Raw genomic sequence first — 25467 nt, 5'->3', positions numbered from 1 at the left:
ACACCGTGCCGGCCGATGCCGATTCGGCGCAGGCAACGCTATCCTCGGTGTTCATGCGCCTTTCAGTCGATCCAGATACGCCGGCTTGGATGTTGCGGCTCGCCGAGCAGCTCACCTCTCATCCGAATCGACAGCCCGGGTTAACCCTGCTTGACGTAGCCTCAGAGCTTGTGGAATGGACAAATAATGCTAAATCTGGTGGACCGATTACTAGGCGCGGCAATATTCGATCACTTTCGCTGGATTTAAGCCATGCCTCAATGTGCCTTGGGAAGAACTTGGCGAGCTTGATCGAAGGCGATCTTCGCTCGTGCGTAGAGAGTGTCGAGATCTTGTGTCGATCGGCGGCTCTGAATAAAAGAGGCTACGACTATTCGCCGGACATCAGGGGTGTTGCAAATGGTGCGGTTGGATTGAAGCTGGCACTTATTGAAAAAGATGCGATCCGCCGTGCCTGGGAGGACATTGTAGACATCGCCGCGGCGGACGCGCCTGCGTTTAATATAATCCAGGAGCGAACCGCTCTGCTTGTGAGTCAACTCGACTGCACTGAACGCGGGGGTGAATCGCTCGTCAAAGAGGCCTCCGGCACTCTGGTAGGTGCGGACACTCCGCTCTGTTCACGGCTGCCCGTTGATGAGAGGATTGGCTACATAACTCAGTCATTTGAGGCGGACCCCAAGGTAATGCCAATCGTCGTGTGGATTGGATACTCGGGAGCGGTATTCAGTGAGCCGAGTATCGACGCGGGTGATATCTTCTTTATGTCGGGTCAGATTCTCGGCGACGAGCTCGCGAGAATTAATGTGCCATTTAAGGATGAGCTTCACCTTTTGCGCGGGAGTGTTTTGTCGCCAGGGGGCGACGGAGCCTGCAGAGAGGTCGACTTTTTGGCCCGTGTGAATCTCGGGGTTCGGTCATTGTTCGGTGCTAAAGATGCGGCTATTGGTGCGGTGGAGGCAATCCTTGAAGTTTCCTCTCTGTGGGGGAGTGGGTGGGAGCCGAGGAGGCGGGAAGTCCATGTTCTAGCCGAGGGCAGGCTGCGATCCTGGACTGGTGGGCTGAGTGCCAATCGTTCACCAAGTGCCTTCGAGTTGAGGCAAGATTTTCAGGGGATCGCGCAAAACGGAAAGACCCTCTCTCGAATATTTACCCGCACCAACCTCCCCGTGCCTATTTCGAGTGCGCGAGAGGCGCTAGTGGCTGCGGGACGTGTGCGGGCGCAGCGTCGAGACCCTAGAGCTTTAGATGCGGTCGAAGCAAGACTGCTTGTCGCCTATGATGATCGCGCACTACAGCAAATTGCTGCGCTCAATGGAATGGAGATTCAAGACTATGCTGAACCGCTAAAGAAGGGGTGGGCTGTCTATAGCTGGATTAGTCAGATCGACTCGGCGGTCAGGATGGCGGTAGCGGGTGCGAGTTTTACTGACGAAAGAGCTCGGCTTCGCGGCGAGTATCTCTCCGAAGGCGGATGGAATCACGTAATTGACTTCAGTCTCGATAACAGAGTGCGCCTCGGTTGCCTCGCGGACGAAGCTCTGGTCGACTCCAAGTGGGTAGCGGACGTGCTTGGTTCGCTTGTCGACTTGGTTGCACGCCGCCAGATGTTGTCCAGTGCCGCCAAAGAGGGCGAGATGCTTGAATCCAGGCGACGGAGAGTTCGCAATGCGGTCGCACATGGAAATCCATTGAGTGACGAATCGGTGAAATCTGTTGTGTCGTACTCTGATTGGGCTGCTCGCGGGATGTTCTCCTCCGCGATCACAAGTCTTGACGAGGGGAGGGAAATGATGGAAGTGGTGTACGGAAATGTTGGGTATTGGTCGCGCCTTTTAGAGGATGTCGCAATCGGTGCCCTATTTAATGAATAGGCCAAGTGTTTCGGTGTGGGCCAAAGCGGCACTCCGGCGGGCATGGCGGAGTTTGTCCCTGGGGAGTGTTAACCTTGTTGGCGCTTTGGGGTTGCCGAAGTTAGTGGCCTAACGCGCTTCGGTGCTCTTTTTTGGGGGACGAGAGTCTATTATGGGATAACCTGAGTGCTGCTAGTTGGCGCGGTTGATCCGAAAGTCATATTTGTGACCTCAGGGGTTGGCCCGATGAGTCAGAAAGTCCGGCTTAGGTAACTCGCCGGACGATTGTTCAGCGCCCGTACGCCCGCGCGGGGATCTGGGTGGCGAGCTTGCCGCCGGAGACGTCCACGAGGGTGCCGGTGATGTAGCCCGACTGGTCGCTCGCGAGGAAGATGAGCAGGTCGGCGACGTCGTCGGCCGATTCCCAGCGTCGCAGGGACAGGGTGTCCAGGAGGCGGTCCTGCGCCTCGGGCGGCATCTCGGCGAAGCCGTTCATGGCGGTGGGGACCATGCCGGGGGCGTAGGCGTTGACGGTGACCTCGTACGGGCCGAGCTCCGAGGCGAGCACGCGGGTCAGCTGCACGACGGCGGCCTTGGACGCCGCGTAGGCGGCGCTGCCCACGCTCGGCACGATCGCGGCGAACGATGCGGCGTTGATGATGCGGCCGCGGCGGGCGGTCTTCATGACCTCCGCGACGGCCTGGCTCATGAGGAAAACGCCGCCCACGTTGACGTCGAAGCAGGCGCGCCAGCGGTCCCAGTCGAGCTCGGCGACGGGGCCGTCGACGTTGATGCCGGCGTTGTTGACCAGCACGTCGATGGTGCCGTGGCGCTCGACGATCGTGCCGACGGCGGCCTGCACCGACTCCGGCGACGTGACATCCACGGTGAGGTTCTCGATGCGCGCGGCCTCCGCGCCCGCCTCGGTGAGCTCCGCGCCGGCGGCGGGCTCGGGGAAGGCGAGGTCGAGGGCCACGACCCGTGCGCCCTCGGCGGCGAACCGCCCGGCGATCACGGCGCCGATCCCGCGGGCCGCGCCCGTCACCACCACGACCCGGTCCCGCAGATCCAGCTCCATCGCTCCACCCTCCGTCGAATGAGTCGGAGCGCCCTGGTGACCGCCCCGTGAAAAAGCATACTATTGGCCGCGTGATGACGACCAGTCCCGCCCCCGAGCCCACCGTCGTGCCCGACGCAGCCTCCATCGGCGACAGCCCCGCCCGCGTGCTCTGGGTGACCGGCGGCGGCAGCGGCATGGGTGCCGCCGCCGCGATCGCCGCCGCCCGCAGCGGCTGGACCGTCGCCGTCTCCGGCCGCCGCGAGGAGAAGCTCGCCGAGGTCGTCTCCACGATCCAGGCGGCCGGCGGCACCGCGATCGCCCTCCCGCTCGACGTCACCGACGCCGCCGCCGTGTCCCGCGTCGCCGCGGAGGTCGTGGAGCGCTGCGGCCGCCTCGACGGCGTGGTGCTCGCCGCCGGGCTCAACACGCCCCGCCGCCGCTGGGAGGACCAGGACCTCCGTGAGGTCGAGGCCGTGCTCGCCACGAACCTCGGTGCCGTCACGAGCGCCCTCCACGCGGCGCTGCCGCACCTGCGCGCCGCGGGCGCCGGGATCGCCGTGGTCATCTCCTCCTACGCCGGCTGGTCCTTCCAGCCCGGCGCGGGCGTCGCCTACTCCGCGAGCAAGACGGCGCTCGGCTCCCTCGTGCGCACCCTGAACCAGCAGGAGGCCCGCCACGGCGTGCGCGCCTGCCACCTGTGCCCGGGCGACGTCGCCACCGACTTCCTCGAGCAGCGCCCCGAGGTGCCCGGCGCCGAGGCCCGCGCCGTCATGCTCACCCCGGAGGACGTGGCCGCCTCCGTGCTCCACGTGCTCGACGCCCCCGCCCACGTGCGCGTGGACGAGCTCGTGATCTCACCCGTCTCCCAGGCATGAGCACCGCCTTCGCCCGCGCCCTCGACCAGCTGGGCGGAGCGATCGCGCGCGGCGACCTGCCCGCCGGCCACGCGGACACGGTGGACGGCTTCGTCACCCGCACCGGCGCCTCCCGCAGCGTGGTGCGCGAGGTGACCCGCGTGCTCACCGCGCTCGGCATGCTCAGCGCCGGCCGGCGCGTGGGCCTGCGCGTGCTCGGCCAGGAGCACTGGGGGCTGCTGGACCCGCACGTCATCCGCTGGCGGCTCGACGGGCCGGACCGCGCCGTCCAGGTGGAGGAGCTGCGGGCCCTGCGCCGCGCGGTGGAGCCGGCGGCCGCGGCCGCCGCCGCACGCGCCGTCGGCCGCCGTGACGAGGAGGAGGTCGCGGCGCTCGCCGCCGCCGCGCAGGCGATGACGGCGGCGGCCGGGGCCGACGACCCCGGCGGCTTCCTCGCCGCGGACCGCGCCCTCCACGCCGCCGTGCTCGCCCTCTCCGGCAACGGCATGTTCGTGCGCCTGGGCGGCGTGATCGAGGAGGCCCTGCGCAGCCGCGCCCTCCATGAGCGGGCGGACCTCCCACCCGATCCCCACGACCTCGCCCTGCACCGCGAGGTCGCCCGCGCGATCATCGCGGGGGAGGAGACGGCGGCTCGCGTCGCGATGGCGGAGATCGTGGATCGCACGGAGCCGCCCGCGGGGACAGACCAGGCAACTAGGGTGTGAGCAGACGGTCGATCCCGACCGATGTCGACTTCCGGGGGAGGACAACCATGCCCGCTGCGCTCGTGATCGAGGACGATGACGACATCCGTCGCCTCCTGGAGGTGGTGCTGCAGCAGGAGGGCTTCACCGTCACCACCGCCGCGAACGGCACCGACGGGATCGCCGCCCTCACGACCGCCCTGCCCGATCTCGCGCTGGTCGACGTCGGCCTGCCGGACATGGAGGGCTACGAGGTGGTGCGCCGCGCACGTGCGGAGATCTCCGGTCGCATCGTCATGCTGAGCGCCCGCACCCAGGATGCCGACATCCAGGCAGGCCTGGATGTCGGGGCGGATGCCTACCTCACCAAGCCGTTCCGACCCCTGCAGCTGCGCAAGGACCTCCGCCGGATCCTCGGCGGCGGAGACCCTGCCTAGCCCGCGGCCGATCACCGGCGCCGCACGGGCACCATCTGCGTCTCGGTGACGGTCTCCGGTTCCACCGTGTGCGCCGTGCTCTGCAGCGCACGGCGCACCGAGATCTCCTGGCGGAACACGTCCACGCTGTCCCGGCCGATCGCCGTGACCACGGGCACGAGCGCGCGCGCCGCCTCCATGTCGCGGTCGACGAGGGCCGCCTCCAGCTGCGCGGCGGCGCGCTCCAGACGCTCGGCGCCCACCATCGAGGAGGACACCTTGATCGAGCCGATCGCGTCCCGCGCGGGAGCCAGGACCTCCGCCGCCACGGCGCGCTCGAGACGCGACTGCCGGGTCGGCCACATGATCGCCCAGCCCGAGACGAAGTCCATGCCCAGGTCCGAGCGGCCCTCGAGCTCCTCGACGAGATCCTCGATCCGGGAGGGGAGGATCAGCGCGAGCGCCTGCAGCTCCGGGCTCAGCTCGACCGGTGCGAGCACCCGACCATCGGCGTTGCGCTGCGTCTTCGCCCACCCCGTCCGCCCGGTCACGGCCCGCCACGCCGCCTGTGCGTAATAGACGTAGGTGAGGTAGACGTACACGAGGTTCAGCAGGCCCAGGCCCAGCGCCCCCGCCACGGAGACCTCGCCACCGCTCACCCGCCGGTACACGAGCCCCCAGACGGCATAGGGCAGGATCAGGAAGAACACCGCGGCGCACAGCAACAGCACGAGATCCGTGCTCCGCCAGAACCCCGCACCCCCCTGGGCGACCCCCACGGCCAGCAGCAGCGGCACCAGCACCAGGTTCAGCATCATCACCAGCGGCTGCAGCATGAAGTAGTGGATCTCCAGCAGCCCGGCGGCGCTCAGCTTCCGGCTCCTCCGCAGCGCGGGCAGCGCCGAGGCGCATTCCATGTTGCCCTGCGCCCAGCGGGTGCGCTGCCGGATGAGCCGGCGCGTGTACGGGAGCGCCTCCTGGGAGACGTGCGCATCCCGCACATAGTGGTTCCTCATCCCCATCGCGAGGATGTTCAGGCCCAGCTCGTAGTCCTCGCAGAGCTTCTTGCCCCACGGCCGCCCCTGCTCCTCGGCGATGGTGTCCAGGACCGTGAGCCGGGTGAACTGGCCGTTGCCGCCCATGCCGACGGTCCCGGTGCGCACCCGCAGCACCTGCATCGCCGAGTTGGTGGTGCGGAACTCGAGATCCTGCATGCGCACCAGCACCCTGCCCACGAGGTTCGCCAGCCGCCCGTCCTCGGGGCGCGGGCGGCGGTCGCCGCGGTTCTTCATCCACACCTCGAGCTGGACCGCGCCGATCTCGTCATCGCCGAAGGACTCCGGTCCGGCCAGGAGCGTCAGCGTGTTGTCGGAGAGGAAGCCGTCGGCGTCCAGCACGCCCACGATCGTCCGGTGACGGTCCGCGGGGGACTCGCCGACGTGCTCGGAGACGATCCGGTAGGCGGCGTTCAGGGCGTCGCCCTTGCCCGTGCGCGCCTCGGGCGCGACCCGGGAGACGAGATGGACTTTCTGGTCGAACACCATGAGGTCTCGGACCACCGCCGCCGTTCTGTCCTCGCTCGCGTCGTCGATCACCCAGACGTGGGCGCCCGGGAAGGAGGTCCGCGCGGCGGAGACGGTCTCCGCGATGACGTTCTCCTCGTCGCGGCATGGCACCAGCAGGTGCCAGGAGAGCGCATCCGGATCGCCGGCCGTGCTGCGGGGTGCGCGGATCTCGCGCAGGAAGGTCATGAGCAGCAAGGACACGTAGGTGAGAGCGCAGGCGGCGACGACCGTCAGCAGCAGGACGGCGACGTCCTTCCACAGCATCGTGCCGAACTGCGTGAACGTCCCGGACATGCCGAACACGAGCACGGCGAGAAGGCCGTACGCCAGCGCCAACACGAGTATCAGAGCAGACCTCACGGGGGTTCCTTTCGACGAGAGGGCCTGGCGCCCTCGCACGTTGCCGGCCCGGAGCGCTCCGCCGCGCGGTCGGCGCAGGCCGGGGCTGCGTGATCGGGGCGCCCTCCTGGGGCCGACGGGCACCGAACCGGGAGGAGGGCTCTGCCCTGGAGGAGCTCCTCGCCCCACGGTACCGGGAGCAGGCCGGGGACGCCGTCACGGTCGCCACCCCGACGGGGGCATCCGGACCCACGGGGCGGGCGGATTCAGGCCGGGGCGCCCTCGCCGGACGTGGAGGGAGCGGATGCGCGAGGAGCGTCGAGGTCCTCGCCGATCGGAAGCCTGATCGTGAAGGTGGACCCCGATCCCGGGCTCGACACCACGCTGATCTGGCCGCCGTGGGCCCGGACGATGCGGAGCGTGAGGGCCAGGCCGATCCCGTGGCCCGGGATGTCGCTCTCGAGCGCGGTCCGGGTGCGGTAGTAGTCGGTGAACAGATCCGTCTGCTCCTGGTCCGACATGCCGATCCCCGTGTCCGTCACGGCCAGCTCGACGCTGCTCTCGGCGAAGCACGTGTGCACGCGCACGGTCCCGCCGCGCGGGGTGTACTTCAGTGCGTTCGACATCAGGTTCCCGATGGCCTGCCTCATCCGGGAGGCATCGATCGGCTGCAGCGGCGTCTCCACGAGGTCTTGCTCGATGGTCAGCCCGAGCTCGCCGGCGCGGAGGGCGACGGACTCGACGGACTCGCGCAGGAGATCCGAGATGCGGGTCGGTCGCAGGGTGAGGGCGTCGGTGCCGGATCTCGAGGCCTGGTCCCGCAGCAGCTCCTCGACGATCGTGAGCAGCTGATCGGCGTTGCGATTCGCGACGTCGAGGAAGGAGGCGGTCTCGCGGGACAGGTCGAGGTCGTCACGGGCGAGTTCCAGGTAGCCGATCACTGACGTGAGCGGCGTGCGCAGCTCGTGGGAGACGGTGGCGACGAACTGCTCCTGCTTCCGTGCGGACTCGATGTACTGCGTGACATCGGTGAACACCACCACGGCGCCGTCCCGCTCCCCGTGGACGTCGATGATCTGCCGCGCGGAGGTCGAGTAGGCGGCGCTCCCGGGCCCCGCCGGCCCCACGGAGATCACGTAGTTGCTGAAGGACTCCTGCTGCACCGCGCGACGCACCGGCCTGCGGTCAGGGGGGATGGGTCGGGTCGTCCCCGGGTAGTGCAGCAGCAGCTGCGACTCGTCCGGGTCACCGGGACCGGGCGGTGAGGCGCTCCTGTGGATGCTCCGCTGCGTGCGGTTCATCAGAAGATCGTGCCCGTCCCGATCGACCACCACGATGCCCGTGTCGACGCTGTCGATGATGTTCTCGAGACGCCGCTTCCACATGTCGGCCGTGTCGAGCAGAGCCTCCTTCTCCGCGAGAGCGGTGGTGACCCGCTCGGTCTGTCGATCGTGCACCGCCAGCCCACCGGTGACCAGGAGCCCCACCTGCAGCACCGTGAACGGGAGCAGCGCCGCCTGGGCGAGGGTGACGGAATCGATGGGGTGCGCGCGGAGAAGCGTCGGCACCGTGAACGCCGCCGCCACGCTCACGGTCGCGAGGACGGCGCCGCGGGTCCTCAGGCGAGCGGCGAGCCAGAGCGCCGGGATGAGCGCGAGGAGCGAGGTGGCCGTCGCGATCTCCCGCATCAGGTCGCGCACCAGACCGATCGCCGCGATGTCGAGCAGCGGGACGATCGCGAGGCCGAGGGGAGAGACCCGGTCCCACGGCACGACGTAGGCGAGGAGGGTCGCGACCAGCAGCAGCCCGAGCGCTGCGAGATAGGCCGGCGCCAGGACCAGCGACACCCCGGAGATCGCCACGACGACGGTGAACGTCAGGAAGAAGGCGAGGAAGAAGATCTGCTTCTCCGCAGTGCCGGAGGCTGGGGACACCACCTTCGCGAGCCGACGGGACAGCGAAGCGGCGACGTCCACGGCCACATCCTTCTCCGGGGCCTCCGACGACTGGGGCAGAGGAGCAAGGCCCCCGCTGTGCTCCACCGACTGCAGTCTGGTGCCGTCAGACGGGTCTGGCAAACCCGGCTCCGCCGCCACGCTCCCGCTCCGCCGGCCGCCGTCTCCCCGGCTCAGGAGCGGAAGCGCTCCACGTACCGCGCGAAGTCCCAGGCCTCGTGGGTCTCGTCCCCGTCCAGGAACTGGATCGCCGCCTCCCGCCCCTCCGCGTACAGCGCCTCCCGCTGCTCGTCGGAGAGGTCGAACTCGGTGGGCTTCACGGCGGAGGTGTCGATGAAGATCGTGCGCGCCACCGCGTGCGAGGACTCGATGTGCATCCGGTCGTAGAAGCCCGTGACGGTGCCCGCCACGGCCTTCGCGAAGCTCAGCGGCCCGCGGATCCGGTGCACGGGCCCCGCCGCCTCGGTGGGCCGCTCGGAGAGCTTCACGGCGAAGGTGGGCCAGCGCGGCGCGCGGCCTCCGGGACGGTCGAACACCTCGACGGGGAAGTTCGAGAGCAGCCCGCCGTCCACGAGCCACGCCGCCTGGCCGAGCGCATCGGTGAAGCGGGCGGGGCGGAACACGAAGGGGATCGAGGCCGACGCCCGCACCGCCTGCGCCACGTCCATCGCCCCGGGCTCCTGGCCGTAGGCGGCGGCGTCCTCCGGCAGGAAGCGCAGGCGTCCCGCGGAGAGGTCCGAGGCGGTCACCGTGAGCCGCGTGGCCGGGCCGGCGATCTCCTCACCGTCGGGATCGGCGTAGGCGAGATCCGCGAACGTGCGCACCGGTGACGGGGCGTGCGCCTCGAGCTGCTCCCGCGTCCAGGACTCGAGCCGCTTCCCGGGGTGCACGCCGTTGCGCAGCGCGATCGCGAGCGCCATCCCCGGCAGGGTCCGGGTCCACCACCCGCCGTCCTGGAAGGCGCGGTAGTCGGTGCCGCGCAGGATCTCCACGAGCGTCCTCGCCGGCACCCCGGCCGCCGCGAGCGCCCCGGCCATCGCCCCGGCGGAGGATCCCGCCACCCGGTTCACGGTGTAGCCGCGTTCGGCGAGCACCTCGAGGGCACCCGCGATCGCGATGCCCTTCACCCCGCCGCCCTCGAGCACGAGGTCCACGCGGCGCGACGGATCGGCGGGCGGGGGATCAGCGGGGAGCATCGGCGGGGGAGGGGTCATCGCCCCACCGTAGGGGCGGGCGCCCACGCCCCGACGGGCCGTGTCAGCGACCGACCCCCTCCAGCTGCGTCGCCGCGCCCGAGGTCGCCGTCGGCGTCCCCGCGTCCTTCCGGGGCGCGGCGCCGTCCCGCTCCGCCCCGTGCGAGATCCGCTGCCCGGGATGCAGCCTGTTCTGCGCGATCTCCTGGCAGGTGAGCGTCGTCAGCCCCGACTCGCGGATCCACGCGAGCACGCTCGGCACCGCCGCGACGGACTGCTCGTGGATCTCGTGCATGAGGATGATCGAGCCGCGGCCCGCGTTCTCCTGCACGGCGGCGAGGGTCTTCGCGGCGTCACGGGTCTTCCAGTCCAGCGTGTCCACGTCCCAGAGCACCACACCCTCGCCGAGGGCCCCGGCGGCGCGGTCCGTGCCCCGGTTCCGGGCGCCGAAGGGCGGCCGCAAGATCGACGGCGCCCTCCCGATCGCCCGCTCGAGCGCCGCCGCCGGCTTGTCCACCTCGTCGCCCAGGGCGGAGCCGTCCAGCTTCGAGAGCTCACGGTGGGACCAGGAGTGGCTGCCGATCTCGTGGCCCGCCGCCGCGGTCGCCGCGACGAGCGCGGGGGAGCCCTGCGCGCTGCGGCCGATCATGAAGAAGGTCGCCGCCGCGCGCTCCGCGAGCAGGTGCTCGCGCAGGGTCGCGTTGAGCTTCGGGCTGGGGCCGTCGTCGAAGGTCAGCGCGATCGAGCGCAGCAGCCGCGCGTCCGGGGCGGTCACGGGGGAGGGGCGCTCGCCCTCCGGTGCGAGCGGGGCGAGCTGGGTGCGCGGCCCGCGGGCGGCCGCCTCCCGGGCCGCGCCGCCCGTGCCCGGATGCTCGGTCGTCGTCACGGAGCGGCCGGGGTCGGGGATCGTGACGGCATCGGGATCGTGATCGGCGGGCTCCGCGATCGCCGCGCGCACGGCCTGGCCGTCCTCGCCCAGCAGCGGGCCCGCCTGTTCCTCGGGCACGGTGAGCATCAGCTCGCGGGCGTCGTCCCCGCGGCCCACCGTCGGCAGGAGCACGTCGAGGGTGCCGTCGGCCCGCGGCAGCAGCGCGGGACCGTTGCCCCACGGCCGCGGCTGCTCCTGCAGCAGCGCCGTCACCTCCTCCACGTCCACGCCGTGCTCCTGCCCCGCGAGGTCGCGGACGGCGCTCACGAACGCCGGCCACTGCTCGGCATCCACGAGGCCGGGGGAGGTGAAGGCGCGGTCGCCCTCGGCCCGGTACCAGAGCAGTGCCGTGGAGACGCCCTCCTCCTCGCGCACATCGAGCAGCACCCCGAGCGCCTGCGGGGAGGCCGCGATGATCCGCCCGGTGACCTGCAGCGTCGCCTCCTCCCCGCGCACGGCGCGCTCGCGCAGCAGCTTCGCGAGGCTCATGCCGATCGCCGCGTCGAGGCCGGGCGCGGTGGGCAGGTGCGGGATCTCCACGGCGGCCGGCGCGAGCGCCGTGAGCTTCTGCATCGCCGCCTGGGGGACGTGCGCGGCGAGGTCCGGGAGGTCGGTGAGCGGGGCGTGCGCGCGGTGCCCGCGATCCCGCCCGTGACCCGCGGGCCCCTGCGGGGCGCTCGGATGCAGGAGGGCGGCGCCGCCCACGCCCAGGCCCCCCAGCCCGAGCGCCGCGATCCCCCCGGCGAGGAATCGGCGGCGCCGCAGCTCCGCCCTGCTGAGGTGACGGTGTCGGGTGCGCCCCTCGTGGTCCTGCCGCATCAGTCGATCTGCCCTCTCCGCCCGGATCGGCGGGCTCGTGCCGCGCCTGGGTCAGCATACGACCAATGCCAGGTCAAGGGCGCACCAAGAGGGCTGGTCGTCGACGACCGGCCGATGTGGGATCCGACTTTCGGAGGAGGGTGACGGCCGACGGGTCCCCCGGCAGGTGGACGGCCGCTCCGCCGCCCCCTCCGGCGTCGCCGGATCGGGCGTTCGCCGATGCCCCGCGCCGGGCGTGCGGGAATCTCTCGCTTGATTTTCTTCTTTCCTGACGAGAGAGTTGGCTCGTGGCCACTCGAGAACCCGTCCTCCGCCCTCCGCTCCTGCTGCGAACCCTGCTGCCCGCCCTGCTCGTCGTGCTCTGGATCGCGGTGTTCGGCGCGGGAGGCGCCAGCTTCGGCCGGATCGGCGACGTCGCCACCGAGGACCGGGCCACGTTCCTCCCCGCGAGCGCCGAGTCCACCGCGGTCCAGAACCGCATCGCGGAGTTCACCGGCTCGGACGCGGTCCCCGCGATCCTCGTGATCGAGCGGGACGGCGGTCTCGAGGACGCTGATCTCACCGCGCTCGAGGATCTCGCCGGGGACGCCGGCGACGTCGTGCCCGGCGCGACCGCCTCCCCGGTCATCCCCGCCGAGGACGGTGAGGCCGCCCAGGTCGTGGTGTCCATCCCGTCCGGCGAGGACGCCGGCGGCGCCGTCGAGGCCCTCGAGGCAGGACTCGAGGACCTCCCGCCGGGCCTCGGCGCCTGGGTGAGCGGCCCCGCCGGCTTCACCGCGGACCTCCAGGCGGCCTTCGCCGGGATCGACGGGATCCTGCTGGTCGTCGCGCTCGCCGTGGTGCTGCTGATCCTCGTGATCGTCTACCGCTCGCCGCTGCTGCCGCTGCTCGTGCTCCTCAGCTCGATGACCGCGCTGTGCGCAGCGATCCTCCTCAACGTGAGCCTCGCGGAGGCCGGCCTGGTGACCATCAACGGCCAGGTGCAGGGCATCCTGTTCATCCTCGTGATCGGCGCGGCCACCGACTACTCGCTGCTGTTCGTCACCCGATTCCGTGAAGAGCTGCGCGACCACGCCTCTGCTGCCCGCGCCTCCTGGCGCGCACTGCGCGGAGTGCTCGAACCGATCCTCGCCTCGGGCGGCACGGTCATCGTCGGCCTGCTCTGCCTGCTGCTCTCCGACCTCGGCTCGAACGCCGCCCTCGGGCCGGTGGCCGCGATCGGCATCCTGTGCGCGATGCTCACCTCGCTCACCTTCCTCCCGGCGCTGCTCGCGCTCGTCGGGCGGGCCGCCTTCTGGCCCCGCGCTCCCCGCCATGGGAGCCCCCACCCCCAGCTCATCGGAGCCGACGCCCGCGGACCCTTCGCCCGCGCCGGCCGCCTCGTCGCCGCCGCCCCGCGCCGGGTCGCCGGCACGGTCGTCGCGCTGCTCGTGATCGGCTGCGGCGGGCTCACGCTCCTCCAGGCCGACGGTGTGCCCCAGAGCGAGTTCGTGCTCGGCGCGAGCCAGGCCCGCGACGGTCAGCAGGCCCTCGACCGCCACTTCGCGGGAGGCTCCGGCTCGCCCACCTACGTCCTCGCCCCGGCGGAGAGCCGCGCCGAGGTCGCCCAGGGGATCGCGGCGACCGACGGCGTCGACGCGCTCGCCCTCGTCTCCCAGGACTCGCCGTCGGGGAGCATCCCCGTCGGCGCCGACGGGGAGACCACCCCCGAGGCGACCGCCGGACCCTTCGCCGGAGTCGAACCCACCGAGATCGGCGGGGAGCTGCTCTTCTCCGTCACCCTCGACGCGCCCTCGGACTCCCTCGCGGCCGAGCAGGTGGTCACCGTCCTGCGCGACGCCGTCGGCCCCGACGGCGCCCAGGTGGGCGGCTCCACCGCGGTGGACCTCGACACGAACGCGACCTCCGCCCACGACCGCGCCCTCATCATCCCGATCGTCCTCGTCGCGATCACCCTCATGCTCGCCCTGCTGCTGCGGTCCCTGATCGCGCCCGTGGTGCTGCTGCTGACCACCGTGCTCAGCTTCGGCACGGCGCTCGGCGTCAGCGCGGTCGTCTTCCACCTCATCGGCCAGGAGCGCTCCGACCCGTCGGTGCCGCTCTACGCCTTCGTGTTCCTCGTCGCTCTGGGGATCGACTACAACATCTTCCTCATGACCCGGGTGCGGGAGGAGTCGCTCGTCCATGGCACCCGGGAGGGCACGCTGCGCGGCCTGTCGCTCACCGGCGGCATCATCACGAGCGCGGGCGTGGTGCTCGCCGCGACCTTCGCCGCGCTGCTCGTGATCCCGATCCAGTTCCTCCTGCAGCTGGCGATCATCGTCGCGCTCGGGGTGCTCATGGACGCGCTCGTGGTGCGCACTTTCCTGGTGCCCGCCCTCACGATCCTGATCGGTGACCGCATCTGGTGGCCCTCGAGGGTGCCCCGCGGATCACGCCCCTCGGCCTGACCTGCGCCCCCGTGCCGCGGAGCCGCCTGCGGCACGGGACGCCGGGGCATTCTCGCCCCGCCGGGCGGCGGCGAGGATGTTCCGGGCCATCGCCGGGAAGACGAGGGCGTGGAAGGGGGAGATCGCCCACCAGTAGAGCCGTCCCGGCAAGCCGTCCGGGAAGTACACGGCCCGCTGGCGATAGCGGGAACCGCCCTCCTCGGCCGGGTCCACGCGCAGCTGCAGCCAGGCGCGCCCGCTCATGCGCATCTCCGCCCGGAGCGTGAGGACCCGTCCCTCCTCGATGTTCTCCACACGCCACCAGTCGACCGCGTCGCCCACCCGCAGCCGGTGAGGGTCACGGCGTCCTCGGCTCAGGCCGGGACCGCCCACCGCCCGGTCCGCCAGGCCGCGCAGCGTCCAGAGCAGCGGGGTGGAGTACCACCCCGACGCCCCGCCGATCCCTTCGATCACGCGCCACACCTCCGACGGGTCGACATCCGTCGCCACGAGCTCCCGCTCGTCCGTGTACACCGTCTGCCCCGCCCAGTCGGGGTCCTCCGGCAGAGGCGCCTCCGGGGCGCGGTCCCGGCGCACATCCGCCTCCCAGCTCGTGGCGATCTCCCCCTCGCGCTGGTGGTCCAGGGCGGTCCGCACGGCCGCGCGATAGGACGTGGGGCCGGAGGGAGGCGGGGGGAGGACCTCCGCGGCGAGCGGGGGCCGTGCCACGGCGTCATGCTGCATCGAGTGGGCCAGGGGTGCGGCGATCGCCCGGGGGACGGGGGTGATCAGGCCGATCCACAGGCCGGAGAGCCCGGGCGCGGGAAAGGGCAGGGCGAGCACACGGCGCCGGGACAGTCCCGCCACCTCCGCGTAGATCGTCAGCAGATCGGCGAAGCGCAGCTCGGACTCGCCGCTGCCCACGGCGAGGGTGCCCGATACCTCGCCGGGGGCGGTGGCCGCCGCGACGAGGTAGTGGAGGACGTCGCTCACGGCGACGGGCTCGATGCGGTTCCGCACCCACCGCGGCGCCGGCATGATCGGCAGCCGCTCGGAGAGATGGCGGATGATCTCGAAGCTCGCCGAGCCGGCGCCGATGACCGTCGCCGCCTCGAGGACGACGACCGGCACCTCGCCCTCCCGCAGGATCTGCGCCACCCGCTCGCGCGAGCGCATGTGGGTGCTCAGGGGCTCGTCATCGGGGTGCAGGCCCGAGAGGTACACGATGCGCCGCACGCCGGCGCGTGCGGCCTCCTCCGCCATGATGCGCGCCATGCGCGCCTCCCGCTCCTCGAAGCCGGAGCCGCCGCCCATCGCATGGACGAGGAAGACGACCACCTGCACCTCCGCCAGGGCGCGGCGCACCGCCGAGCGGTCGGAGAGGTCCGCCGTGACGGCCTCGACCTCCTCCGCCCAGGGCTGCGCCGCGAGCCGCCGGGGGTCCCGCCCGCACACCCGCACCCGTGCACCCGCGGCCCGCAGCTCGGGGACGAGCCGGCCGCCGACATAGCCGGTCGCCCCCGTCACGAGCACGCGCCCGGCATCATTCCGCTCGGCGGAGGTCAGTGCTTCCCCATCCTGGTTCGAGATCACCCCGACATCGTCGCCCATGACCCGGGCGGGCGCCACCGGCCCCCTGCCGCCGGACCGAGCGGTCCACGGGCTCCCACCGCGGCGCTCATGCCCGGTCGGCGTCGCCCCCGTCACGCCGATCGGCCCACTCCTGGGACGCGGGTGAGATCTCCTGGGCCATGTCGAGCAGGAAGCGGGTGACGGTCGAGCGCTCCTCGCCGGACAGCGCGGCGGCCGCCCGGAAGCGACCGGCCTGCTGCCGTCCCATGGTGGACATCGCGGCCTCCCTCGTCGCAGGCTCGACCGTCAGGGCCAGGCTCCTCCGGTCGTGGGGATGGGGAGTGCGGCGCACGTGGCCCGAGGCCTCCAGCCGATCGAGGAGCTTGGTCGTCGCGCCCGAGGACAGGCCGAGGTGGGCGCCGAGCACGCCAGGGGTCGTGACCTCGCCCCGGTTCTCGCTGATCATGAGGAAATGGACGGCTCGCATGTCCGTGGAGTTCAGGTCCATGTACTCCTGGGACGCGCGGGAGAGCTGCTCCTCCACCTGCCGCAGCTCCACCAGGGCGGCCATCAGGGCGTCGATCTCGGCGATCTGCTCGGGGTCGAGCGACGAGCGGTCCACGAGCTCCCCGTGCGGGTCGTTCGCGTCGATGTCGAACGGCCTCCAGGCCGCGCGGGGCGAGCTGTCGGAGGGACGCGTCATGGCGTCACTCTACCGAGGGCGCCGGTGCACCCGGCCGAGCGCGGCGGGCGATCAGCCGTCGCCGCGGCGACGCAGGAGGACCACACCCGCGGTGCCCAGCAGCGCCACCCCGGCCACGGAGCCCACGGCCGTGACCATCGCGCCGCCGGCCGCCGGGCGGGAGGTGGCCTGCTGCGCGCCCTCGCCGCCGTCGGAGGCGGCCCCGGACGTCGGGGTGCCGCTCGGCGTGACCTCCGCCGGGGTGCTCTCCTCGGCCCGGTCCGTGACGGAGGCGGAGGCGGAGGCGCTGGGAGTGCTGATCTCCGCCGTCGGGCCGTCCGTCGTGGGCGACTGCGCGGCAGGGGCGGTCGGCGTGGCGCTCGCGGTGGCCTCCTCACCCGCGCGGCTCGGCGTCGTCGAGGCGCCGGCCCCCGGCGCCTCGGCCTGACCGGTGCGGCCGGAGCCGCCCGTGCCGCGCGAGCTGCCGCCGCCGGCGGAGCGCGTCGGCTCCTCGGGGGCGGTCGTGGTGCGGGTCGAACCGCCGCCGGTGGTGCCGGAGGCCGAGGTCGATCCGCCGGTCGTCGGCTCCTCGCTCGGCGTCGCGGAGCCGGTGGGCTCCTGCGAGCGGCTCGGGGACCGATCCGCGCTGCGGCTCGTCGTGGGCGCGGTCGTGGTCTCGGTGGAGGGGGAGGTCGACGGGGCCGACGTCGCATCGCTCGTCCGGTCCGTCGACGGTTCCCCGGCGGGCGAGGACGGGGCCTCCGTCGGCGCCGTCGTCGTCGGGTCCTCCGTCGGGGAGTCCTTCACGACCGTGATCGTCGTCGAGGCGACGGTGCGGCCGTCGTCGATCACCGCGATGACCGCGCTGCCCGTCGCCTTCGGCGCCTCGAGGCTCGTGCTGAACTCGCCGTCCGCCCCGGTCGTCACGGAGCCGCGGTTATCGCTGTCCACCTGCAGCGTCACGCTCCCACGGGTCGTGGGGAGGCAGGAGCCGGTCACCCTGACCTGCGCCTGCGGTGCGACCTCGGAGGGGCTCGCGCTCACCTTCGGCGAGCGGCACACGTCCCCCTGGGTCACCGCGGGGTCGGGGGAGGGGTCCGCCATCACGGCCGCCGGCGCGAGATTCGCCGTCACCACGAGCATCGCCGCGGCCAGCAGGCGCACGGAGATCGTCGGGAGGCGGATCGGCACAGAGGCTCCTCAGGGACGGGGGTACCCGCCATACTCTAGGGAACGACCGCGCGGAGCGACGTCGCCCATGTCATCTTCCGGGGCGGGCAGTCGGTGAGAGCGGTCACCGGCCCACGGCGAGGAGCATCCGATGTCAGAGCACGAGACGCCCCTCGCGGCGCCGGAGTTCCCCGGCGGGACCGCCCCCGACGTGTCCGCACCTCGCGACATCGCCCCGGAAGGAACCAGACCGCTCACCGAGGCCCAGGCGATCGAGATCGCCGAGGAGGCCCGCGCCGTCACCGCGGAGATCGCGACCGTCGTCGAGGGCAAGCCCGAGGTCGCGGACCTCGCCCTGCTCGTCCTCCTCGCCGGAGGCCACCTCCTCGTCGAGGACATCCCGGGCGTCGGCAAGACGATGCTCGCGAAGTCCCTCGCCGCCGCGCTCGGCGCGACCCGCCACCGCATCCAGTTCACCCCGGACCTCCTGCCCGGCGACGTCACCGGCGCGAGCGTGTTCAACCAGGCCACCTCCCAGTTCGAGTTCCGACCCGGGGCCGTGTTCACCCAGGTCCTCCTCGCCGACGAGATCAACCGCGCCTCCCCGAAGACCCAGTCCGCCCTGCTCGAGGCGATGGAGGAGCGGCAGGTGAGCGTCGACGGCGTCACCTACCCGCTCGAGGAGCCGTTCATGGTCGTCGCGACCGCGAACCCCGTCGAGATGGAGGGCACCTACCGCCTCCCCGAGGCGCAGCGGGACCGCTTCCTCGCGCAGACCTCCATGGGCTACCCCGTCGCCGGCGCGGAGGCCCGCATGCTCGCCGCCCAGACCGGCCCCGTCCAGGGCGGCGCCCGCGAGGTCATCGACGCCGTGCGGGCCCGCACCACCCCGCAGCGGATCGCCGCGCACGTGCGCGCCACCCGCCGCGTGCACATCGCCCCCGGCCTCCTCGAGTACGTGGTGCGCCTCGCGACCGCGACCCGCTCCCACCAGCAGGTCGCCCTCGGCGCCTCGCCCCGCGCCGCCGTGCACCTCGTGCGCGCCGCGAAGGCCCGCGCCGCGCTCGACGGCCGCCCCCACACCCATCCGGAGGACATCCGCTCCGTGATCGGCCCCGTCTGGCGCCACCGCCTGCACCTCACCCCGCAGGCCCTCTCCCGCGGCGCGAGCACCGGGGAGGTCCTCGACCAGGTGCTCGCGGCGACCCCGCTGTCGTGACCACGCCCTCCCCGCCCGCCGGGCGGCGCCGAGGCCCCGAGCGGACCCCCGCCCCGGGCCGGCGGCTGCGCCCCACCGCCCGCGGCATCGTCCTCGCCCTCGCCGCCGTGCTCCTGTGGGTGATCGGCGACCTCACCGAGCTCACCCCCGCCCGCTCCCTCGCCGCGGGCCTGCTGCTGTGCCTCGCCGCGGGGATCGTGTGCATCCTCCTGTGCGGGATCGGCCTGCGGGCCCGGCGCAGCCTGATCGACGACGCCGTGCCGCTGGGCAGCTCCGCCCGCGTGCAGGTGCGCCTCGCCGACGGCGCCCTGTTCCCCGCCCTGCCGCTGGGCCGGGGCGTGCTGCGCGAGCACCTGCCCGACGCCCTCGGCGGCCGCGGAGACCTCCCGCTCGCCCGCCGCATGCCCCACACCCTCGCCGTCCCCCGCCGCGGCGCCCACGCGCTGGGCCCCTTCTCGATCGTCGTCGAGGACGTGCTGGGCATGTTCCGCCTCACCGTCACCGCGGAGGACGGCGCCCGCATCGCCGGGCTGCCCCGCGTGGAGACCGTGGAGCCGCTCGCGCTCGCCGCGGCCGGCATCAGCCGCGACGGCGCCGGGCAGGCCGTCACCGGCGGCATCGGCGAGATCGGCGCCATGGCGCGGGTCTACGAGCCCGGCGACGACATCCGCCGCGTGCACTGGCGCGCCTCCGCCCGCACCGGCCGCCTCATGACCCGTGAGGAGGAGCCCGCCGGCGGGCACAGCGCCGTGATCGTGCTCGACACGAGCCGCCGCGAGGGCATCGCCGAGCCGCAGCGCACCGCCCTCGAGGACCGCCTCGTCTCCCACGCCGCCTCCGTGCTCGAGGCGCTCGGCGCGCACGGCTGGGAGGTGCGCGTGCTCGACGCGAGCGGCGACGAGATCACCCGCACCGAACGTCGCATGGCCACGCGCGGCGCCTCCCCGCTGGGCCTCGAGGCGGATGCCGGCGCCCGCCGCGCCGCCCTGCTCGCCCTCGCCGACGTCGGCTTCGACGACGACCCCGCCTCCTTCGCCGCGGGCCGCGACCACGCCGCCGGCCACACGGCCCTCGCGATCGCCCTCGGCGCCGACGACGGCGACCCCTTCTCGGGCCTCGACCTGGACCGCTTCGCCGGCCGTGCCGCGCACCGCACCGCCCTCGCCCTCCGCTGCGCCGGCGACGGCGCGAGTGAGGGCGGGGGAGAGGCGGCCCCGGCCGTCTCCCGCCTCGGTGCCTGGACCCTCGTGCGGGGCACGAGCACGGAGCCCGTGGGCGAGCTGCTCGCCGCCGCCGCGGACGACGGAGGCCGGCGATGAGCCCGCTGCTGGGACGTCCCTCCCTCCCCGCCGGCCATGCGGCCGTGCGCGGCGTGCTGCTGCTCGTCGCGCTCATGCTCGCCGTCACGCCGCTGTCGATCCTCATCACCGGCACGGACTGGTTCACCCTCACCCTGATCGGCGCCGCGCCCGTGATCCTCTCCGGGATCGTGCTGCGCAAGCTGCTGCCGCTGCCCGCGCTGGTCCCCACCGTGCAGGTGCTCGTCGTCATCGCGACCGTGATCGTCGTCGAGCTGCGTCAGGGCGTCGTGGACCTCTCCGGCGGCCCCGCCTCCCTGGTCACCGAGCAGATGCGGCTGTTCCCGACCGCCGTCGCGGATCTGACCGCCTCGCTCGCGCCCGTCACCGTGGGCGCCCGCGGCACCGTGCTCGTGGTGCTGCTCATGGCGCTCGTCGCCCTGCTGCTGGACATCCTGTACCTCGACCTCGGCTGGCACACGCCCACCGCGCTCGTGCTCATGGGCCTCATCGTGGTGCCCGCGCTGCAGCAGCCCTCCGGCGGCGCCTGGTGGACCGTCGCCCTGCCGGTCCTCGCCGGGACGATCGTGCTCGCCTCCCGCACCCTCCACGCCGATCCCGTGCTCGCGCAGCGGGACCCGCGGCCCCAGGCCGGGCCGCTCGCGGGCGCCGGCCGCACCGCTCTCGCCGCGAGCCTCGTGGTGCTGCTCGTCGCCGTGCTCACCGTGCCCACCTCGCTGCTGCTGCCGCAGATCGCGCCCAGCAAGGTCGCGCTCGACATGGACGTCGTCAACGCCTGGAGGAACAAGGACCAGGCGAACCTCGGCTCCGTCATGGTCGACGACTCCGTCTCCGTGCGCCGCGCCCTCCTGCAGCAGGACCCCACCGAGGTGCTCCGCTACACGACCGACGCCGAGGACCCCTCCTACCTGCGCCTGCGCACCCTCACCCGCTTCGACGGCGAGACCTTCACGGAGGGCGACCCGGACACCGCCGCCTCCGGCTCCGAGGCGTTCTCCGACGGCCGCGACGACGGGAACGCCGTGAGCGGGGACGACTCCCTGCTCTCCGAGTACTCCGTGACCGTCACCGACCTCGCGGGCGACCGCCTCCCCGCCCCGGCGGACATCCGCGAGGTCAGCAGCACCGACGCCTCCCTCGATTCCCGGATCACGGTGGACGCGACGAGCGGGGAGATCAGCGCCGGGGAGGGCTCGGGCCTGCTCACCGGCATGGACTACCAGGTCGTCGCCGAGGAGAACCCCGCGACCGCGCAGCAGCTGCGCGACGTCGACCCCTCCGTGCTCTCCGAGCCGCTGGACTCCGGCTACCTCCGCACGAGCGACGTGCCCGCCGCCGCGACGGACCTCGCCGACTCCCTCGTGGAGAGCTCCGGGGCGAGCAACGCCTTCGACACCGCCGTCGCCTTCCAGGACTACTTCCACAACTCCTTCGACTACTCGCTCACCGTCTCCACCCCTCCCGGGGAGGACCCGCTCGAGTCCTTCCTCGCGGACCGCGTGGGCTACTGCGAGCAGTTCGCCTCCGTGTTCGCGCTGATGATGACCTCGCAGGGCTATCCCACGCGCGTCGTCATCGGCTTCACGGCCGGGGACGTGGACGGCGACCAGCGCGTCGTCTCCTCGACGAACGCGCACGCCTGGCCCGAGGTGTGGTTCGGCCCCGAGCACGGCTGGGTGCGCTTCGAGCCCACGCCGTCAGCCGCGAACAACGGCATCGACGTGCCCTCCGTGACCGACGAGTCCCAGGAGACCGCGCCGAGCTCCGAGCCGAGCGCCGCGCAGACGAACACCGAGGAGCCCACCACCGAGGAGACCACCACGGAGGAGGAGACGACCACGCCGGAGGAGTCGCAGACGGCCTCCGACGCCGGCACCGGCGGCGTCTCCCGCACCGGCGCCGAGGTGGCCGGTGACCTCCTGCGCACCGTCGCCGTGCTCGTGGGGGCGGCGCTCGTCGCGGGCCTGCTCGCCGCGGCCGCCGTGGTGCTGCTGCGCCGCCGCCGGGACGCGCGCCGCCGGGCCCGCTGGGAGCGCATGCTCGAGCTGGCCCGCGCGGACGGCGTCTCCTCCGGGGACATGGTGCGCGGCGGGCCCGCCGAGAGCGAGCTGTGGCGCCGCGCCTCCGGGCTCGTGGCCTGGGAGGACCTCGAGGCGGAGCTGCGCGGCCGGGCCGCCGCGGTGCGCTGGCTGGGCTGGACCGGGCTCTGGGGCCGGCCGCCGCTGCACCTGCGCCTGGACCCGGCCCGCCCGCCCGCCGCCGCCCTGGACGCACTCCTCGACGACATCGAGACCGGCTCCGGGGCCCAGGTCACGGACGATCACCGCGAGGCGGCCGCGCGGATCGGCGACGCCGTCGCCGACGCCCGCTACGCCGTGCCCGTGGACCCTGCGCTGTGGGAGGAGTCCCCGGGAAGCGGGGGCGGGGCCCACGGCGGAGGGGACGACGGCGGTGCGGCCGACGGCGTCCCCGATGAGGCGACGGCTCCCGGCGAGGTCGAGCGGCGTGCGCTGCGGCCGGACCGCGACCTCCTCGTCGCGCTCGTGCGACGGGCGCGGTAGCGCTCCCTGGAGCTCCGGCCAGGCCTCGGTCGCCCAGGGCGTGAGCGGCGTCGAGCCGCCGACCGACGAGGTCTTCGGCCGCACCGTCGTCGTCGCGCACCCCGACGGCAACTTCATCCGCGTCAGCGGCGCGGCATCCCCGTCGCGCGGGAGATGAGCGCGTCGAAATGGCGGTCGCTCAGCATGCGGCGGGCGGCGATCAGCGGCTTCGCGCCGAAGCCGACCGCGTAGCGGGTCCTCGGGCGGCGGGCCGTGACGGCGGTGCCGATGGCGTCGGCGATGACCGACGGCGGTGAGTTGCGGTTCGCGTTCGCCTCCGAACGCAGGGACGTCGCGACGGCGGCGGCCTGGTCCGCGTAGGCGCCGGTGCCGGCGGACTTCTCGAGGTGCTCCGCGGCGATGCCGCCCCACTCGGTGGCGATGCCGCCGGGCTCGATGACCACCACGTCGATGCCGAAGGGGGCGACCTCGAGCCGCAGGCAGTCGCTGAGTGCCTCGAGTGCGAACTTCGTGCCGTGGTACCAGCCGCCGAGCGGCGTGTGCAGCTTGCCGCCCATCGAGGTGATGTTGACGATTGTGCCCGAGCGCCGGCTGCGCATGTGGGGGAGGGCGAGCTGGGCGAGGCGGATCGCGCCGAACACGTTCACCTCGAACTGGCGACGACCCTCGTCGATGTCGACGTCCTCGAGGGCGCCGTAGGAGCCGTAGCCGGCGTTGTTGACGAGCACGTCGATGCGGCCGGTCTCCTCGATGATCCGGTCGATGCCGGCCTGCATCGAGGCGTCGTCGGTGACGTCCATGGCGAGCGGGCGGACGCCGTCGGCCCCGAGCTCCTCGAGGCGGTCGACACGGCGGGCCGCGCCGTAGACGGTGAACCCGAGGCTCTGCAGCCGGCGTGCGGTGGCCCCGCCGATGCCGGAGGAGGCTCCGGTGACGAGTGCGGTCCTGGTGGTCATCTCGATCTCCCGATGTAAGGTGAATCAGTGTTCAGGTTCATCATGAACCGGGATTCATGTTGGCGCAAGGGTGATCCGCATCCCCTTGTGCCGTCGGCCCGTCGCCGACACCGCCCGTCGTCCACCCCGAGGAGCACCCGTGACCACCCCGCGAGCCCCGCGCGCCGACGCGGTGCGCAACCGCCGCCGCATCCTCGACGCCGCCCGCGCCGAGGTCGACGCCCACGGCGCCGACGCCGCCATGGAGGACATCGCCCGCACCGCCGGCGTCGCCGTCGGCACCCTCTACCGGCACTTCCCGTCCAAGACCGACCTCGTCGCCGCTGTCATCGACGAGTTCGTGGGCACCGTCGCCGAGGACGCCGAGGCCAGCCTCGCGCGGGCCCGCGCAGGATCCCGTGCCGCGACCGAGGTCGCCGGCTTCCTCTCCCGGGTGACTGACTCCGCCGCCGCGCAGCACCACGTCAAGGCCGCCGCCCGTGCGCTCGGACTCGAGGTGCTGCGCAAGGAGCCCGACGAGCTCGCCGCCGTCGCGGCGCTCTCCGAGCTCCTGGTCATGGCGCAGGAGGCCGGGGACATCCGTGCGGGCATCACCCTGGAGGACATGTACCTGCTCATGGCCACCGTGCCGAGCGACCAGCCGCCCGCCGTGCGCGAGCGCTGGCTGCAGCTCCTGCACGCCGGGATCGACAGCGCGGGCTCCCTCGAAGGCTGAGGCCCCCGGGGGCACGCGATCTCCGCCCGCGTCTCCGCTTACCCTTCTGGGGGAGCACGCCGCCCGCTCCCGGAGCACCCCGAACTCCTCGATGGGCGCCGCCTGGTTCCGCACCGTCGCGCTCCGCATCCCCGACGCCCGCCGCACGGAGGACTCATGACCGAACAGCAGCGACGCTTCCCCGCCTCCGTGTACCGAGAGGGGGAGGAGCCCGATCCCCGCTTCAGCCTCGCCAACGAGCGCACCTTCCTCGCCTGGGTGCGCACGGCGCTCGCGCTCTACGCCGGGGCCTTCGCCCTCGAGGCGCTCGCGATCCCCGAGCCGCTCGTCTGGCGCGCCTCCGCCGCCGCGGTGTTCCTCGTGCTCGGCACGCTCGCCGCGCTGCAGGCCTGGTGGGGCTGGCGGCAGACCGAGCGCGCCCTGCGCCGCGGCCTGCCGCTGCCGGGGCTCGGCGTGGGCGGCGTGATCGTGATCGGCGTGGTGATCGCCGCCGCGCTCGTCGCCCTCGGGATGTGGGTGTGACCGGCGCCGGCAGCGGTCGTGGGGCCGACGGCGGCGCCGGTGTCCGCGGCGCCGTGTTCGACCCGGGCCTGCAGCCCGAGCGCACCCTCCTCGCCTGGCGCCGCACCTGCCTCTCCTTCGCCGTGGGCAGCCTCGTCGCCATGCGCTTCGCGCTCGATGCGCTGGGCACGCTCGCCGTGGTGGGCGGTGTGCTCGGCGCCGCCCTCTCCGTGCTCGCCTACCTGCTCGCCGCGACCGGGTACCGCCGCGCGCACCGCTCGCTCACCGCGCAGGGGGCGCTGACCCGCAGCGGCCTGCCGATGCTGTTCGCGACCCTGGCGGTGCTCGCGATCGGCGCGATGGGCGCCGCCTTCCTGCTGCGCAGCACCCTCGGCGGCTGATCCGCGCCTGATCCGCGCCGGATCCGCGCGGCTGTGCCCCGCGATTGTTCATCGGCCGACGCCGCCGCCGCTCCCGCTCGGGGCCGGTGCTACGGTGGTCCGCGAATGAACCACATTCTCCGGGGTCAGTGAAACTCTGAGCCGGCGGTGACAGTCCGCGACCCAGCTCCTTCGGGAGCTGGTTGACCTGGTGGAACTCCAGGACCGACGGTGAAAGTCCGGATGGGAGGAGATGTGGCGTCGCCCAGGCGACGCC

20 protein-coding genes and 1 riboswitch are annotated in these 25467 nt (G+C 72.7%); of the genes, 11 read left to right on the top strand and 9 right to left on the bottom strand.

Going from position 1 to position 25467, the window contains the following annotated elements; genetic code table 11:
• Window positions 1-5 precede the first annotated feature (5 nt).
• The gene (locus ACYVAP_RS02990) at window positions 6-1874 is read left to right on the top strand and encodes a hypothetical protein (RefSeq protein ID WP_498859458.1); all 1869 of its coding nucleotides are present in this window, start codon (window positions 6-8) and stop codon (window positions 1872-1874) included.
• 268 nt (window positions 1875-2142) lie between these two features.
• Here the strand turns inward: ACYVAP_RS02990 and ACYVAP_RS02985 are convergent, their stop codons facing one another.
• On the bottom strand, window positions 2143-2931 hold the full coding sequence (locus ACYVAP_RS02985) for an SDR family NAD(P)-dependent oxidoreductase (protein WP_498859457.1): 789 nt from the start codon (window positions 2929-2931) through the stop codon (window positions 2143-2145).
• A 74-nt stretch (window positions 2932-3005) separates the two neighbouring features.
• Between ACYVAP_RS02985 and ACYVAP_RS02980 the strand changes: the two genes are divergently transcribed.
• Genes ACYVAP_RS02980 through ACYVAP_RS02970 form a run of 3 tightly spaced genes read left to right on the top strand, consistent with a single transcriptional unit; the run spans window position 3006 to window position 4908 of the window.
• Complete coding sequence (locus tag ACYVAP_RS02980) at window positions 3006-3788, top strand: SDR family oxidoreductase (RefSeq protein ID WP_498859456.1); 783 nt, start codon at window positions 3006-3008, stop codon at window positions 3786-3788.
• A complete protein-coding gene (locus tag ACYVAP_RS02975; protein WP_498859455.1) occupies window positions 3785-4492 on the top strand; it encodes a FadR/GntR family transcriptional regulator in 708 nt (235 codons plus the stop codon). The genes ACYVAP_RS02980 and ACYVAP_RS02975 overlap by 4 nt, the downstream gene beginning before the upstream one ends.
• 47 nt (window positions 4493-4539) lie before the next feature.
• The gene (locus tag ACYVAP_RS02970) at window positions 4540-4908 is read left to right on the top strand and encodes a response regulator transcription factor (protein WP_259361966.1); all 369 of its coding nucleotides are present in this window, start codon (window positions 4540-4542) and stop codon (window positions 4906-4908) included.
• Window positions 4909-4919: 11 nt separating this feature from the next.
• On the opposite strand, the gene ACYVAP_RS02965 is transcribed toward ACYVAP_RS02970, so the two are convergent.
• The 4 genes from ACYVAP_RS02965 to ACYVAP_RS02950 all read right to left on the bottom strand — a co-directional run bounded on the left by ACYVAP_RS02965 (window position 4920) and on the right by ACYVAP_RS02950 (window position 11686).
• Entirely contained in the window at window positions 4920-6812 is a 1893-nt protein-coding gene (locus ACYVAP_RS02965) for an XrtP-associated glycosyltransferase (RefSeq protein WP_498859454.1), read from the bottom strand.
• Between the two features lie 245 nt (window positions 6813-7057).
• On the bottom strand, window positions 7058-8767 hold the full coding sequence (locus ACYVAP_RS02960; protein ID WP_498859453.1) for a sensor histidine kinase: 1710 nt from the start codon (window positions 8765-8767) through the stop codon (window positions 7058-7060).
• A gap of 152 nt (window positions 8768-8919) precedes the next feature.
• A complete protein-coding gene (locus ACYVAP_RS02955; protein ID WP_498859452.1) occupies window positions 8920-9960 on the bottom strand; it encodes a patatin-like phospholipase family protein in 1041 nt (346 codons plus the stop codon).
• Between the two features lie 43 nt (window positions 9961-10003).
• Window positions 10004-11686: a polysaccharide deacetylase family protein gene (locus tag ACYVAP_RS02950; protein WP_498859451.1), complete on the bottom strand. Its 1683-nt coding sequence runs from the start codon at window positions 11684-11686 to the stop codon at window positions 10004-10006.
• A 287-nt stretch (window positions 11687-11973) separates the two neighbouring features.
• Here ACYVAP_RS02950 and ACYVAP_RS02945 point away from each other — a divergent pair, with 287 nt between their 5' ends.
• A complete protein-coding gene (locus ACYVAP_RS02945; protein WP_498859450.1) occupies window positions 11974-14136 on the top strand; it encodes an MMPL family transporter in 2163 nt (720 codons plus the stop codon).
• Here the strand turns inward: ACYVAP_RS02945 and ACYVAP_RS02940 are convergent.
• From ACYVAP_RS02940 to ACYVAP_RS02930, 3 genes are all read right to left on the bottom strand, one after another.
• The gene (locus tag ACYVAP_RS02940; RefSeq protein ID WP_498859449.1) at window positions 14119-15708 is read right to left on the bottom strand and encodes an SDR family oxidoreductase; all 1590 of its coding nucleotides are present in this window, start codon (window positions 15706-15708) and stop codon (window positions 14119-14121) included. The genes ACYVAP_RS02945 and ACYVAP_RS02940 overlap by 18 nt on opposite strands.
• Window positions 15709-15793: 85 nt before the next feature.
• A complete protein-coding gene (locus ACYVAP_RS02935; protein ID WP_498859448.1) occupies window positions 15794-16390 on the bottom strand; it encodes a MarR family winged helix-turn-helix transcriptional regulator in 597 nt (198 codons plus the stop codon).
• A 51-nt stretch (window positions 16391-16441) separates the two neighbouring features.
• Complete coding sequence (locus ACYVAP_RS02930) at window positions 16442-17560, bottom strand: hypothetical protein (protein WP_498859447.1); 1119 nt, start codon at window positions 17558-17560, stop codon at window positions 16442-16444.
• A 130-nt stretch (window positions 17561-17690) separates the two neighbouring features.
• Between ACYVAP_RS02930 and ACYVAP_RS02925 the strand changes: the two genes are divergently transcribed.
• The 3 genes from ACYVAP_RS02925 to ACYVAP_RS02915 are packed head-to-tail and all read left to right on the top strand — an operon-like array spanning window position 17691 to window position 22638.
• Window positions 17691-18758 carry an AAA family ATPase gene (locus ACYVAP_RS02925; protein ID WP_498859446.1) on the top strand — a complete coding sequence of 356 codons (1068 nt, stop codon included), beginning with the start codon at window positions 17691-17693 and terminating at the stop codon, window positions 18756-18758.
• Complete coding sequence (locus ACYVAP_RS02920; RefSeq protein WP_498859445.1) at window positions 18755-20077, top strand: DUF58 domain-containing protein; 1323 nt, start codon at window positions 18755-18757, stop codon at window positions 20075-20077. The genes ACYVAP_RS02925 and ACYVAP_RS02920 overlap by 4 nt, the downstream gene beginning before the upstream one ends.
• Window positions 20074-22638 carry a transglutaminaseTgpA domain-containing protein gene (locus ACYVAP_RS02915; RefSeq protein WP_498859444.1) on the top strand — a complete coding sequence of 855 codons (2565 nt, stop codon included), beginning with the start codon at window positions 20074-20076 and terminating at the stop codon, window positions 22636-22638. Before ACYVAP_RS02920 ends, ACYVAP_RS02915 begins: the two co-directional genes overlap by 4 nt.
• Before the next feature lie 122 nt (window positions 22639-22760).
• Here ACYVAP_RS02915 and ACYVAP_RS02910 read toward each other — a convergent pair whose 3' ends face one another.
• Complete coding sequence (locus ACYVAP_RS02910; protein ID WP_498859443.1) at window positions 22761-23594, bottom strand: oxidoreductase; 834 nt, start codon at window positions 23592-23594, stop codon at window positions 22761-22763.
• 139 nt (window positions 23595-23733) lie between these two features.
• Between ACYVAP_RS02910 and ACYVAP_RS02905 the strand changes: the two genes are divergently transcribed.
• The 3 genes from ACYVAP_RS02905 (at window position 23734) to ACYVAP_RS02895 (ending at window position 25211) form a co-directional block, all read left to right on the top strand.
• Window positions 23734-24309, top strand: coding sequence for a TetR/AcrR family transcriptional regulator (locus tag ACYVAP_RS02905; protein WP_498859442.1), 576 nt, complete (start codon window positions 23734-23736; stop codon window positions 24307-24309).
• Window positions 24310-24465: 156 nt separating this feature from the next.
• Window positions 24466-24831: a YidH family protein gene (locus ACYVAP_RS02900; RefSeq protein ID WP_137769771.1), complete on the top strand. Its 366-nt coding sequence runs from the start codon at window positions 24466-24468 to the stop codon at window positions 24829-24831.
• Entirely contained in the window at window positions 24828-25211 is a 384-nt protein-coding gene (locus tag ACYVAP_RS02895; RefSeq protein WP_498859441.1) for a YidH family protein, read from the top strand. The genes ACYVAP_RS02900 and ACYVAP_RS02895 overlap by 4 nt, the downstream gene beginning before the upstream one ends.
• A 110-nt stretch (window positions 25212-25321) precedes the next feature.
• Window positions 25322-25449, top strand: a riboswitch (FMN riboswitch).
• The last annotated feature ends 18 nt before the right edge of the window (window positions 25450-25467 follow it).

This window comes from Brachybacterium horti (genome assembly GCF_054777615.1).
The sequence above is the reverse complement of the archived record's forward strand: the minus strand, read 5'-3'. Positions and strand labels throughout refer to the sequence as shown.